Genomic DNA, 14090 nt, shown 5'->3' with positions numbered 1-14090 from the left:
GGTCGCGGATCGTCGTCGGCTGCGGCCCCTCCTCGTCGGAAGCCGCGCACCGGACCGTCCCCGCCCCTGCGCCGAAACCCGCCCGGCCGGCCGCGCGTCGGCGTTGGCCGCGTAGTCCAGCCCGCCCACCGCCCGCGGCACCCTCGCCCTGGTCGGCCGGCCCCGTGCGGAGCCCGGCCCGTGGTCGTCGGTCAGGGGATGACTTCCAGGTGCGCGTTGACCCGGTAGTTGCCGCCGCCGTGCCCCTTGTACCAGGCGGACATGGCCGGCGAGCGGTAGTCCGTCCACCCCAGGTGGACCGGGTTCTCGTAGAAGAACGCGGCGTTGGAGGGCAGCTTGACGTTCACGTGCTGCGGCGCGAAGACGTCGTCCTTGATGAGCTTGAGCAGCCAGCCGATGAAGACGGTCACCAGCCACGCGACGGCCTTGCCGAGCGCGGCGGCGATGGCGGGGCCCAGGTAGGGCGAGAGCACCCCGCCGACCAGCACCGCGATCGCGGCCTGGACGTACTCCTTGACCTGCGCCCACGCCTTGGTGAGCGCGTCGGAGAACCCGCCGAACGGGTCCCGCTCGGCGAGGAACACGCTGTGCCCGTAGACCCGCGGCCACACGCCGGGCTGGGTCATGTCCAGCGTGGAGAACCGCCGGCCGCCGTTGTCGTAGACGACGATGTCGCCGGTGTCCATGTCGTCGTGCACCTTGAACGGCCCGATCTTGGTGGTCACCCCGTCCGACCCGACGGTGACGCCGCCCATCGAGATCTCGTCGTCGGCCGACCCGTCCCACGTCTCGTGGACGCACTTCACCGACGAGATGTCCAGGGCGAGCGCCTTGACCCGCTTGATGCCCGCCGGGTCCACGCCCAGGCGGCGCGCCTCCTCGGCGACCTTGCCCTCGGCCTCCCGCCCCTCGGCCGCCAACCGGTCGGCCTGCTCGGTCAGCCGGGCGGTCAGGGCCGCCCGGTCCACCGGCACGGTCTCGGCCCGGAACACGCCCGCGAACCCCAGTCGGGCGTGCGTCGTCCAGTCGTTGCGCCCGTACTGGCCGAACTCGGCCACCCTGGTCACGACGTCGGCGGTCACCAGCGCCTGCGCCGACCGGGTCGCCTCGCGCAGCGCCTCCGGCGGCAGGGTCAGCAGCCCGGCCCGCAGCGTGGCCTCGACCGTGCCCTCCGGGTACGCCCTGGTCGGGTCGGCCGCCACGACGGCGGTGGAGTACTCCAGGGCGTCCGCCGCGGCGGCGGTGACGGCCAGCACCTCCGGGTCGGTGCGGGTCGGGTCCACCGCGGTGACCGGCGCGAAGTCCTGGTCCTCCTCGACCGTCGCGGCCGCGGCCTGGCCCGGCACGAGCGTCGCGGCCACGGCGGCGGTCACCAGGACGGCGGGCAGCGCGTAGCGCCATGTCCGGTTCGGACGACTACGCAGGTGTGCACTCATCACAGCTCTCCCCTCGGTTGCCGGGCGATCCCTGTCCGCCCGTCGCCGACAGGTCTACGGAGGTGTCGTTGTCCTGCGGTTGTGGCGCGGTTGTGACGCCGGCCCGGTCCGACCTCCGGGTACTGGGCCCGGTCTGCGCGCACGGTTCCGGGGGCGCCGCGGCACTGGCCGGCGGCCGGCAGCGGGTGGTGCTGGGGGTGCTCGCCCTGCACGCCGGCGAAGTGCTGTCCGCGTCACGGCTGGTGGACGTGCTGTGGGGCGAGGACCCGCCGCGCACCGCGTTGCGCACCCTGCACAGCCACGTCGCGCGCATCCGCCAGGCGCTGGCCGCGTGCGGCGTGCCCGAGGCGCTGGCCACGCGCAACCCCGGCTATGCCCTGGAGGTGCCGCGCGAGCACGTGGACGCGCACCGGTTCGAGCGGCTGGCGTCGACCGGCCGGGCGGCGCTGGCGGGCGGCGCGGTGGACCGGGCGGTGGCGGCGCTGCGCGAGGCGGTCGGCCTGTGGCGGGGTGACGCGTTCGCGGGCACCGACCTGAACGCGTGGGGCGAGCACGAGGTCGAGCGCCTGCACGCGTTGCGGCTGTCCGCCGTGGCGGACCTGTGGGAGGCCGAGATCCGCGCGGGCGGCCACGAGGCCGCCGTGCTGGAGCTGCCACGCCTGCTCGCCCGCCACCCCACGACCGAACGCCTGGTCCGGCTGCACATGCTCGCGCTGCACCGCTGCGGGCGGCACACCGACGCGCTGGACGCGTTCGCCCGCCTGCGCCGCACCTTGGCCGACGAGTTCGGCGTCGACCCCGGGCCGGAGCTGGTCGCCCTGCACACCGCCATCCTGCGCCGCGAACCCGTGCTGGACGCGCCCCCGCCCCCACCCGTGGCCGCCGTGCCGCCGCGCCAGCTGCCCGCGCGGGTCGGCCACTTCACCGGCCGCGACGCGGAGCTGGCCGAGCTGGACCGGGTGCTCGCGCCGCCCGACGCGCGCGACGGCTTCCCGGTCGCGGTCGTCTCCGGGACCGCGGGCATGGGCAAGACGTCGCTGGCCGTCGAGTGGGCGCACCGCGTCGCCGACCGGTTCCCCGACGGGCAGCTCCACCTGGACCTGCGCGGGCACGACCCGAAGCTGCGCCTGCCCGAGCGCGACGTGTTCACGCACCTGCTGCGGGCGCTGGACGTGCCCGACGACCGGATCCCCGGCGAGCCCGACGAGCAGGCCGCGCTGTACCGGTCGCTGCTGCACGGCAAGCGGTACCTGGTGCTGCTGGACGACGTGGCCGGTGTGGACGACGTGCTGCGGTTCGTGCCGCCCGGACCCGGCAGCCTGCTGCTGCTCACCAGCAGGCAGGACCTGGCCGCGCTGGCCACCCGGCACGCCGCCCGGTTCGTCGGCGTGCCGGCGTTGCGCGAGGACCACGCGGTCGGCCTGCTCGGCAGCGTGATCGGGCACGACCGGGTGGCCCGCGAGCCCGCCGCCGCGGCCGAGCTGGCCCGGTTGTGCGGCGGGATGCCGCTGGCCCTGCGCATCGCCGCCGCCCGGTTGGTCGGCCGGCCCGCCGGCGCGGTGGCCGCGTTCGCCGCCGAGCTGACCGACTCGGCACGGCTGGACGGGCTGGCGGTCGTGGGCGACTCCCGCACCGTGCGGACCGTGCTGGGCAGCGCCTACCGGCCGTTGCCCGCGGCGGTGGCGCGGGTGTTCCGCGGGCTCGGCCTGCACCCCGGGCCGACGTTCGGCGGCGACCTCGCGGCGGCCGTGTGCGGCCTGCCCGGCGCGGCCGGTCGGCGGGCCGTGGCCGAGCTGGCCGCCTCGCACCTGGTCCTGCCCGCGGCCCACGGCCGCCACCGGTTCCACGACCTGGTCCGGGAGTACGCCCGCGACCGGGTGCGCGCCGACGAACCCGGCCACGACGGCGCGGAGCGGCTGGTGGACTGGTACCTCGCGGCGGCGTTCCGGGCGAGCCGGCTGATCGACCCCGACCGCAGCCAGGTCACCCCGACGCTGCGGCACGTCCCGGCCGAGCCCGCGTTCGCGTCGGACAGGCGGGCGGCGCTGGCGTTCCTGGAGGCCGAGCGGCCCAACCTGGTCCCGGTCGTGGCGCACGCCCGCGACCGCGGCGACCTCGCCGCGGCCTGGCAGCTCACCGCGCTGCTGACCGCGTTCTACGACGCCACCGGCCACTGGCACGACCGCGTCGAGCTGTGCCGGCACGGCGCGGCGGCCGCGGGCGAACTCGGCGACCGGGCGGCCGAGGCGGAGATGCTGCGGGCGCTCGGCGTCGCCCACTTCATGACCCGCAGGCTCCCCGAGGCGCTGGCCGCCGGCGCCCGCGCGCTGGCGGTCGCCCAAGACCTCGGCGACCTGGAAGCGCAGGGGCACATCTACAACAACATCGCCAACGTGCACGCCGAGCTGCGCCGGTTCGACCGGGCCGTGGCCGCGCACCACCTGGCCGTGGAGCACACCACGGCGGCCGGGCACGACCTGGGGCGGGCGCTGGCCCAGCGCAACCTCGGCCACACCTACGTGCGGATGGGCCGGCCCGAGCTGGCGTTCACGCCGCTGCACGAGGCGTTGGGCCGGCTGCGCGAGCTGGGCCACGCCCGGCTGGAGGCCGGCACGCTCGACACCCTCGGCGAGGCGTACCTGGGGATCGGGGACCGGCAGCGGGCGTTGGCGCACTTCGAACGCGCGCTGGCGATCAGCCGCGACATCGGCGACCGCTGGCTGGAGTGGGAGACGCTGCTCGACACCGGCCTCGCGCACCTCGACGGCGGGCGCCACGCCACCGCGCCGGCCCTGTTCGAGCAGGCCCTGGCCATCAGCCGCGAGGTGGGCGACCGGCACGGCGAGTCCTCGGCGCTGCGCCACCTCGGCCGCGCGCGGCTGCTCGCGGGCGACCTCGACGCCGCCCGTGAGCACCTGCGCGCCGCGCTGGCCGTGCGGGAACGCGTGCCGGACCACCACGAGGAGGCCGACGTCCACCGCGACCTCGCCGACCTGGCGGACCGGTCGGGCGACCCGGCCGCCGCCGCGCACCACCGGCGGATCGCGGCACGGCTGGACGAACAGGCCACCGCCGTCCCGGACGCCCCGGCGCTCACCGCGTGACGACCGGGAGGCGGTGACCACCGGCGGCCCGGCGCGCAGCGGGCGACGACCCGCCGGCCGGCGCGCAGCACCCTGGAAGGTCCAGGCCCGGCGGCGGGTTCGTGCGTTCCGCCGCCGGGCCGCCGGTCGTCGGGGCCGGCGCCACCGATCAGGCCGTGACCACCGCTCAGGCCGGGGGCCGCACCGTCACCGCCGCCCGGCCGACCCCGATCGTCCCCGCCGACGGGTTCGACAGCTGCACCAGGAAGTACCGGTCCGGCTCGCGGTCCGCGCCCGGCAGCAGCGGCACCCGGATCACGCCGCCCGGCGCGCCCGCGGGAATCGTCAGCGTCCCCCGGACCGGCGCGTAGTGCACCCCGGCGACCGCCGTGCCGCCGAACACCTCGAAGTCGACCGTCACCGGCGCCTCGGGCGCGGCCGTGATGTCCACCGGGATGTCCACGGCCTCCGGCTCCCAGCAGATCTTGCCGCCGTCGAGCGACATCCCCATGGAGTCGTCGTCCAGCACGGTGCCGTAGGCGATCCCGGCCCCGGCGATGGCGACGCCCTGCGGGTCGTGCAGCTCGACCACGACCACCTCGTCGCCTTCCGCGTCCGGGTCGGACACCAGCGGCACCGCCACGGCGAGCGGCCCCTGCCCCACCTGGAGCACGCCTTGCACGGCCGTGTAGTCGCCCGGCGGAGCGGCCCAGCCCTTCCCCTCGGCGACGACCTTGGTCCGGTACGCCACCGTGCCCGGATCGCCGCACCCCGGCGCCACGTCCACGGTGAACACCAGCGCGTTGGCCGCGTTCAGGCTGCCCTCGTACTGCCCCGTGTCGTGGATGGCCACCTCCGGCGTGCACGCGGCCCGCGCGGTCGCGGTGGTCACCGCCACCGGCATCAGCGCCGTCGCGGCGGCGACCACCCCTGGTAGAACCCTGCGCATCTTCCCGTTCCCCCTCGTGCCGTCCTCCTGGGAACAGGGATACGCGAGCCCTGTTGCGGCACTGTTGTGGTCCGGCTGCGCGGGGTCACGCCGTGGGGCGGCCCATCCACCAGTTGCCCGGCGCGTCCGGGTCGGTGCTGGACCAGAACTCCACGCAGGCGTTGACGAACTCCTCGGGGGTGAGGTGGCCGTCGCCGTCCGTGTCCAGGTGCTCGAACGCCTCGGCGGCCTCCTCCTCGGTCAGGTCGGGGAAGTGGCCGCGCTGGAACGCCAGGAACTCGGCGGGGCTCACGCGGCCGTCCACGTCGGTGTCGGCGATGGCGAGGAACGCCTCGGCGAGCGCGCCGACGCTGTCGCGGGCGGCCTCGGGGTCGTCGGCGAGCGCGCCGGTGGAGGCCAGGAACTGCTCGCGCGAGATGGACGTGCCGCCGCCGGGGATGCGGGGCAGGTGCAGCTCGTGCCAGATCCGCAGGTAGGCGTCGCGGATGCGCCGCTCCTCGGGCGAGTCGGGCGCGTGCCCGAGCGCCTTGGCGGCCCGCGCGCCCATCAGCACGTGGTCCTGCTCGGTGAGCAGTCCGTCGCCGTCGACGTCCAGGTGGTCGAACCCGTGGTTGATCTTCGCCTTGAGCAGGTCGTTGGCCGGCACGAAACCTCCGCGCGTCGTCGGGTCAGCAGGTCGGGCAGCACACAGGATGGGGGCGTTCGGCGGAGCGGGACAACGCCCGAACAGGTGGGTGAACTGCTCGATCGGGTGGCACGTCACGGCTGCGGCGGCGTGACGGCGACCACGCCGCTCCACGACGCCGGAAAGCGCCTTCCATGTGCCGCCGCACCACGGCAGGAACCGCCACCCGGATCCCGCCACCGCCCCCATCCCGCCGCCCGCCCGAACTCCGCCGCCCGCCCGAACTCCGCCGCCCGCCCGAACTCCGCCGCCCGCCCGAACTCCGCCGCCCGCCCGAACTCCGCTGCCCGCCCGGATTCCACCGCCCGCCCGAACTCCGCCACGCGGCGCGTTCCCGCAGGTCGGTGTTCACAACACGTTGTTCAGCCCGCCCGGCCCGAACCTGAACACCCGCTGCGCCGCTTGACTCGCCACCGAACGACGAACCCGGGCCGCGTCCACCGCCGGCGGCCCGGGTTCTCCCCCACCACCAGGAGGTCCAGTGGCGCGAAGAGCAGTGGCGCTGGCGCTGACCGCCGTGCTGGCGACCGCGCCGGCACCCGCCCACGCCGCACCGGGCGGAACACCAGACCCGACGACGACACCGGCCACGACGACACCGCGCACGACAGCAGCGGGCACGACAGCAGCAGCGACGACGACAACGCACGAGCGGAAAACCGTCACGCTCGTGACCGGGGACCGCGTCGTCCTCGACCGCGACCGCGTCGCCTCGATCACCCCGGGCCCGCACCGCGAGCACATCTCGTTCCAGGTCACCAGGCACGCCGGACGGGTCCGGGTCGTCCCCGCGGACGTGACCGCCGCGCTGGCCGAGGGCCGCGTGGACCGGCGGCTGTTCGACGTCACCGGGCTGGTCGAGGCCGGGTACGACGACGCGCGGCGCGACACCGTGCCGGTGATCGTCTCCGGACGCCGCCCGCCGTCGGGCGCGCGGGTGGCCGACGCGCTGCCCGCCGTGGACGCGGTGGCCGCCGAGGTGCCGAAGGCGACCGGGTGGCCGGACCTGCCCGGGGGCGACGGCAAGGTCTGGCTGGACGGGGTGGCGCGCCCGCTGCTGGACCGCAGCACGGCCCAGGTCGGCGCACCGACGGCGTGGGCGGCGGGGCTGACCGGCGCGGGCGTGACGGTCGCCGTGGTCGACACGGGCGTGGACGGCGACCACCCCGACCTGGCCGGGCGGGAGGTCGCGGGCCGCGACTTCACCCACGAGCAGGACGGGATCGACCACTACGGCCACGGCACGCACGTCGCCGCCACGATCGCGAGCCACCGCGCGCCCTACCGGGGAGTCGCGCCGGACGCCCGGCTGCTCGACGCGAAGGTGTGCGACAGCCTCGGCTCCTGCCCGGAGTCCGCGATCATCGAGGGGATGCGCTGGGCCGCGGAGCAGGGCGCGAAGGTGGTGAACATCAGCCTCGGCCTCCCGGCCGGCGACGAGGTGGACCCGGTGGAGGCGGCCGTGGACGCGCTGTCCGCGAGCCACGGCACGCTGTTCGTCGTCTCCGCGGGCAACACCGGCGAAGAGCCGGCCGGCACCGTCCTCTCCCCCGGCACGGCCGACGCCGCGCTGACCGTCGGCGCGGTGGACCGCGACGACTCGCTCGCGGTGTTCTCCGCCCGCGGCCCGCGGGTCGCCGACGGCGCGATCAAGCCCGACCTCACCGCCCCGGGCGTGGACATCGTCGCGGCCAGGGCCGCCGGCGGCGCGCCCCTCGGCATGCCGGTCGGTGAGCAGCACATGGCGCTGTCCGGCACGTCGATGGCCTCGCCGCACGTCGCGGGCGCGGCGGCCCTGCTGGCGCAGCGGCACCCCGACTGGAGCGGCACGCGGCTCAAGGCGGCGCTGACCGCCTCGGCCCGGCCGAACCCGGCGCTGGGCGTCCACGAGCAGGGCTCGGGCCGCCTGGACATCGCCGCCGCGCTGTCCGCCACCCTCACCAGCGAGCCGACGTCCGTGGTCCTCGGCCGGCACGAGTGGCCGCACGACGACGACGTGCCCGCCACGAAACCCCTGCGCTACCGCAACGACGGCGCGGAGCCGGTCACGCTCGACGTGCGGGTCACGGGGCCGGTGTTCTCGGTCTCCCCGGCGAGGGTCACCGTCCCGGCGGGCGGCGTCGCCGAGGTCGCGGTCACCGGCGACCCCCGGCAGACGACCGCGGACGGACCGCAGTCGGCCACCGTCGTGGCCACCGCGGCCGGCACGGAGGTGCTGCGGACGCCGGTCGGGCTGAACCGCGAGGTCGAGAGTCACCCGGTCACCCTCGACCACCCCGGCGCGAACGGGGACCGGCGGTTCACCACCCTGGTGAACCTGGCCACCGGCGCGCACACCTATGTGCGGGGCGGGTCCGTGCGGCTGCCCAAGGGCGACTACCTGGCGCAGGCCCTGCTGGGGCCGGAGGGCGGGCCGCACACCATCGTCACGCGGCCCGACCTGCGGGTCGAGGGCCCGACGCACGTCGTCTTCGACGCCCGCTCGGCCGGGCCGCTGGAGGTCGCCGCGCCCGACCCGGCGGCGGTGCCCGGCCCGCACCGGCTGGTGGTCGAGCGCCGGCTCGGCGACGACGCCGTGAGCGTGGACGTGTACCACCCCGGGCGCTTCCCGGCGGGGACGCGGGTCGGCCACGCGGGGCCGGCGCTGCCCGACGGGCTGGACGTGTTCGTGACCGCCGAGTACGCGAGCCCGTCCGGGCCCTACTGGCTCGGCTGGACCGAGCAGGGCCGGGTGCCCGACGGGTTCGTCCGGAAGCCGCGCCCGGCCGACCTCGCGGTGGTGCGGACCACGATCGGACCCGCGCTGAAGCAGCAGGGCGGACCCCGGTTGCTGTTCGGCGACGTCGTCGCGCCGTCGGGCGCGCTGAGCCCCGGGTTCCTGACCGAGGTCACCTCGTCGCCCACGACCAGGTTCACGACACCGGACACCACCTGGGAGACGGCCTACATCGACGACGGAGGTCTGATGAGCGGCAACGAGGAGCGGTACGGCGCGGGCCGGACCTACGACCGGTCCTTCGGCGCTCCCGTGATCGGCCCGGTCATGTACACCCGCGGCTACCCGAACCTGACCCGCGCCGGGAACGAGGTGGCGCTGTCGCTGTCGCTGTTCGGCGACCGGGAGGGCAACGAGGGGTACTCGCTGACCACGTCCGCGCGGACCGCGCTGTACCGCGACGGGCAGCTGGTGGGCGAGAACGACAACAACGGGCACGGGGTGTTCGCGGTGCCGCCGGGGCCGGGGGTGTTCCGGGTGCGCACCGAGGTGACGCGGGCCCCGGAGGTCTCGGACTTCAGCACGCGCATCGAGGTGGACTGGACGTTCCGCTCGACCACGACCACCCGGGAACGGCGGCTGCCGATGTCGGTCGTGCGGTTCACCCCGGAGCTGGACGCCACGGGCAGCGCGCCCGCGAACCGGCCCCTGCTCGTGCCGCTCGTGGTGGACCGGCAGCGCGGGGTGGACAACCCGCCGTTGCGCCACTTCCGGGTGGAGGTCTCCTACGACGACGGGGCGAGCTGGGCCGACCTCCCGGTGCTGGGTCGCACGGCGCTGGTGGGCAACCGGGCGTTGCCGGGCGCCTTCGCGTCGCTGCGCGTGCACGCCGGCGACGACCGGGGCGGCTCGCTGAGCCAGACCGTGATCCGGGCGTACCGGATCGGCTGACGGCCCGCGGACGGCGTCGGGTGTCCACCCCGCCCGACGCCGTCACGGGTTGAGCAGCCCGCGGAAGCCACGGGCACGGCGGACAGCCCGGAAGACACACGGTCAGGGGCACAGCGGCTGTCGCGGCACGTCGGGGAAGTGCGCCGCCCAGTCGACGTCGGCCGGGTCGGCGCACACGTCGCCGATCACCCGGTCGACGTCCGGCGAGAGCCGCCACAAGGCGCCGTCGCGCGAGGTCAGCAGCAGCAGTTCGGCACTGGCCGGGTCGTAGCGCGTCCCGGAGAACTCCACCCCCGGCACGCGCAGCGACAACGGCTCGCGGCCGCCGGTCAGGTCCCACAACCACAGCGCGTCGTCGTGCGCCGCGCTGACGGCCCGGCCGTCGCCGGAGAACTCCACCAGCGCGTCCCGCGACACGCCGTCCGCCTCCAGCAGCGCCCGGGACCCGTCCGCCACGTCGACCACCGTCAGGTGGTCCCGGTCGACGTCGGTGACGGCGAGCAGGCCGCCCGGCCCCGGCACGAGCAGCACCCGGCCGGGCCGGTCCAGGACCGGGGTGGTGCGCCCGTCCAACGACCGCACCTCCACCACGCGCCGGTCGCCGTCGCGGCGCGCCACCACCACGCCGGCGCCGTCCGCCAGCGGCACGGCCTCCTCGACGCCCTCGCCGGGCAGGCGGGTGCGGGTGGGGTCGCCGGGCCGCCAGTGGACCGCGACGCCGTCCTCCACCGCGGTGAGGAGGGTGCCCGCCGCGTCGATGCCGCGCGGGAACGGCCACTGCGCCATGCTCGCGGTCCGCCGCGGGGCGTGCACGTCGCCCAGGTCCCAGACCTCGAACGCGTCGCGGCCGACGACCGCGAGCGCGGTGCGCTCGTCCGCGCTGAACGCGGCGAGGAAGCCCTCGCGTCCCAGCCCGATCTGCGCCGCCGGCCGGCCGTCGTCCCAGAGGCGGTAGACCGTCTGCTCGGAATCGGCGTCGAACACCTGGGTCACGGTGCGGGCTCCGGGCACCTTCGCGTATCGCTCGCCCGGCGTGGTGGCGGTGCGCGCCGCACGGGCCAGCAGCAGCGCGTCACGTGCCTGGGCGGTCGGGGCGACGCGGTAGGCGGCCAACGCGAGCGCCGCCGCGTCACGCGGTCGGGCCAGCAGGTCCAGGGCGGCGTCGGCGGCCCGCAGCGACAGCGCCTGGTTGCGCTCGCGGGTGGCGGCGCGCTGGGCCGTGACCGCGTAGGCGGCGGTGGCGGCCAGCAGCACGGCGAACGCGGCGAGGCAGGCGACGAGCCGCCGCAGCCGGCGCACGCCCCGTCTGCGCAACGCCTCGCGTTCGCGTTCGGCGGCCAGTCCCGCCTCGACGAACTCCCGTTCGGCCTCGTTGAGGCGCGGCGCCAGGCGGCGGGCCTGGTCGAGGTGGACGCCCCGCAGCAGGGCGTCGGGGTCGCGGTCGTGGGCGTGCCAGGCGTCGGCCGCCAGGGTAAGCCTGCGGTGGGCGCGCAGCGCGTCGCGGTCCTCGGCGAGCCAGTCCACCAGCCTCGGCCACGCGCGCAGCAGCGCCTCGTGGGTCAGCTCGACGGTGTCTCGGTCGACGGTGACCAGCCTGGCCGCGGCGAGCCGGTCGAGCAGCGCGTCGCCGGCGTCGAGTTCGGCGCGGGCGACGCGGCGGCGGGTGTCCTCGGTGCCGTCGCCGGGGGCGACCAGGCGCAGGAACACGTGCCGCGCCGCCGCCCGGTCCGGCTCGGCGAGCGCGTCGTAGACCTGTTCGGCGGTGCGGGCCAGGGCGTGCTCGACGCCGCCCGCGTCCTCGTACCCCGCCAGCGTGAGCACCGCGCCACGCCGTCGCCGCCACGTCTCGACCAGCACGTGCGACACCAGCGGCAACACGCCCGGCTGGGCGGCGACGTCCGCGATCAGCCGCGCGACCAGGGCGTGCTCCAGCGAGGCGCCGCGCCGGGACGCGGGTTCGACGACCGCGCGGCGGAGCTGTTCGGCGCTCATCGGCCCGACGAGCGCCTGCGAGCGGTGCAGCGCGTCCAGCAGCTCGGGGTGGCGGGCGCAGTGCCCGTAGAAGTCGGCCCGCACGCCGATGACGACGCGGGCCGCGCCGGCGGCGCGGGTGAGCGCGCGGACGAGCCACCGGCGGTCGGTCTCCTCGCAGAGCGTGAAGACCTCCTCGAACTGGTCGACCACGAGCAGCAGGTCGTCGCCCGCCTGGCGCAGCAGCACCCGCAGGTGCTCGGGGTCGGCGGCCAGCTCGGCCCGCACGTCGACCGCGGACCGCCCGCCGGCCAGCGCCGCGGCCAGCTCGGTGATCGGGTCCGGGCCGGGCGTGACGACGATGTGCTCACCCCACCGGGCGGCCAACCCCGCCCGCAGCAACGACGACTTGCCCGCGCCGGACGGGCCGAACACCCCGACGAACGGCCGTTCCCGCACCAGCGCCAGCAGCCGGCCCACCTCGGCCTCGCGGCCGAAGAACCGGTCGGCGTCGGCCACCTGGTACGCGGCCAGCCCGACGTAGGGCGCGTCGCCGGCGTGCGGCTCCTCGGTCGACAGCTCGCGCCAGCGGGCGGTCCACTCCTCCACGTCCCCGCCGCACGCGCGGACGAACGCCCTGGTCACGGCCAGGCTCGGCAGCCTGCGCCCGGCCGCCGCCTCGGACAGCGCGGCGGGCGAGTAGTTCGCCAGGCGGCCCAGCTCCCGGTAGGACGGCGACCCGGCCTCGCGCCGCAGCCGCCGCAGGTCGCCGGCGAACCTCAGCACCGGCGTGTCCTCCACGACCAGCGGCCGTTCCGTGCGCGGCACCCCGTCCCCCTTCCGACACCCCGATTCTCCCGGTGGCGATCACCGGCCGACGGCCGCCGTCCGGACCAGGCCGGTGCGGCACGTGGCCGCCACCCGCCGGACGCCGGCGTCGTCATGTCGGTCCCCGAGCCTTTTTCCGTGAATTGAGTCGGTCTCCGACAGAAATTGTTCGGTCCGCAAACGACATGTCACCTCGAACGGCGCATTCGACGTGGCCGCGGGACCGCAGGAGGTGTTCAAGAGTCCGGCCGGTTCCGCGGATTCCTTTCCTTCGTCCCGATATTTGGACGCTGTTGGAGAAGACGTGTCCGACCCGGATGATTCGGGAATCCCCCACCCCGGAGATCGGACAGCGAGATGCGACAACTGGTGTTGCTTGCCCTTGTGGGCCTGGGCGCCCAACTGGTGGATGGCAGCCTGGGCATGGCCTACGGCGTCACCTCGACGACACTCCTGCTGGCGATCGGCACCAGCCCGGCTGCCGCGTCCGCGACCGTGCACCTCGCCGAGATCGGCACCACCCTGGTCTCCGGCCTGGCCCACTGGCGCTTCGGCAACGTCGACTGGAAGGTCGTCGCCAAGATCGGCGTGCCGGGCGCGGTCGGCGCCTTCGCGGGCGCCACGTTCCTGTCGAGCCTGTCGACCGAGGTCGCCGCGCCGATCATGTCGCTGGTCCTGCTGGCGCTCGGCGTCTACATCCTGGTCCGCTTCACCACGTTCGGCCTGCCCAAGCAGAACCTCGGCAAGCCGCTGCGCAAGCGGTTCCTCGGCCCGCTCGGCCTGGTCGCGGGCTTCGTGGACTCGACCGGCGGCGGTGGCTGGGGTCCGGTCGGCACCCCGGCGATCCTCGCCAGCGGCCGCCTGGAGCCCCGCAAGACCATCGGCTCGATCGACACCAGCGAGTTCCTGGTCGCCGTCGCCGCGAGCCTCGGCTTCCTGTTCGGCCTCGGTTCCCAGGGCGTGGACTTCGCCTGGGTGCTCGCCCTGCTGCTGGGCGGCGTGATCGCCGCGCCGATCGCCGCCTGGCTCGTCCGCCACATCCCGCCGCGCGTCCTCGGCTCGGCCGTGGGTGGTCTGATCATCCTCACCAACACCCGGACCCTGCTCAAGAGCGACTGGATCGACGCCCCCGACAGCGTCCGCACGCCGATCTACATCGCCATCTACGCCCTGTGGGCGGCGGCGCTCGCCTACTCCATCCGCCAGTACCTCGCCAACCGCGAAGCGGAACGCGAACTGGCCGCGGCCGCCGACAAGAAGCAGGACGAGAGCGAACCCGCCGGCACGTGACGGGACGGCCCGCCGCCCATTCGCGGAAATGTCCGGACAAAAGGTCCGGACATTCCGCCCACGAAATGCCGGAACCGCCGCGACCCCGGAAGGGGCGTTCCCCGGGAACGCCCCGCCGAGTCGTCCCGGCCCCTATCGCGCGCCACACCCGCCCGACTCCCCCGCTGCGGCTCCGATCGCG

7 protein-coding genes are annotated in these 14090 nt (G+C 75.8%); 3 read left to right on the top strand and 4 right to left on the bottom strand.

Features of this window, described 5'->3' with window-relative positions; genetic code table 11:
- Positions 1-191: 191 nt before the first annotated feature.
- Entirely contained in the window at positions 192-1436 is a 1245-nt protein-coding gene (locus ACFXGA_RS11075) for a hypothetical protein (protein ID WP_378086572.1), read from the bottom strand.
- Between the two features lie 62 nt (positions 1437-1498).
- Here ACFXGA_RS11075 and ACFXGA_RS11070 point away from each other — a divergent pair, with 62 nt between their 5' ends.
- Positions 1499-4540, top strand: coding sequence for a BTAD domain-containing putative transcriptional regulator (locus ACFXGA_RS11070; protein ID WP_378086570.1), 3042 nt, complete (start codon positions 1499-1501; stop codon positions 4538-4540).
- 166 nt (positions 4541-4706) lie between these two features.
- On the opposite strand, the gene ACFXGA_RS11065 is transcribed toward ACFXGA_RS11070, so the two are convergent.
- Both ACFXGA_RS11065 and ACFXGA_RS11060 read right to left on the bottom strand, forming a co-directional pair.
- Positions 4707-5468, bottom strand: coding sequence for a Calx-beta domain-containing protein (locus ACFXGA_RS11065; protein WP_378086568.1), 762 nt, complete (start codon positions 5466-5468; stop codon positions 4707-4709).
- Between the two features lie 85 nt (positions 5469-5553).
- Entirely contained in the window at positions 5554-6114 is a 561-nt protein-coding gene (locus ACFXGA_RS11060; protein WP_378086566.1) for an EF-hand domain-containing protein, read from the bottom strand.
- 520 nt (positions 6115-6634) lie between these two features.
- Between ACFXGA_RS11060 and ACFXGA_RS11055 the strand changes: the two genes are divergently transcribed.
- Positions 6635-9820 (top strand): S8 family serine peptidase, encoded by a 3186-nt coding sequence (locus ACFXGA_RS11055; protein WP_378086564.1) that lies wholly within the window; start codon positions 6635-6637, stop codon positions 9818-9820.
- Between the two features lie 102 nt (positions 9821-9922).
- On the opposite strand, the gene ACFXGA_RS11050 is transcribed toward ACFXGA_RS11055, so the two are convergent.
- The gene (locus tag ACFXGA_RS11050) at positions 9923-12619 is read right to left on the bottom strand and encodes a hypothetical protein (RefSeq protein WP_378086562.1); all 2697 of its coding nucleotides are present in this window, start codon (positions 12617-12619) and stop codon (positions 9923-9925) included.
- 369 nt (positions 12620-12988) lie between these two features.
- Between ACFXGA_RS11050 and ACFXGA_RS11045 the strand changes: the two genes are divergently transcribed.
- Complete coding sequence (locus tag ACFXGA_RS11045) at positions 12989-13909, top strand: sulfite exporter TauE/SafE family protein (protein ID WP_378086560.1); 921 nt, start codon at positions 12989-12991, stop codon at positions 13907-13909.
- Positions 13910-14090 lie beyond the last annotated feature (181 nt).

This window comes from Actinosynnema sp. NPDC059335, from assembly GCF_042752395.1.
GTDB lineage: Bacteria > Actinomycetota > Actinomycetes > Mycobacteriales > Pseudonocardiaceae > Actinosynnema.
This window is presented reverse-complemented; position numbering and strand designations above follow the sequence as displayed.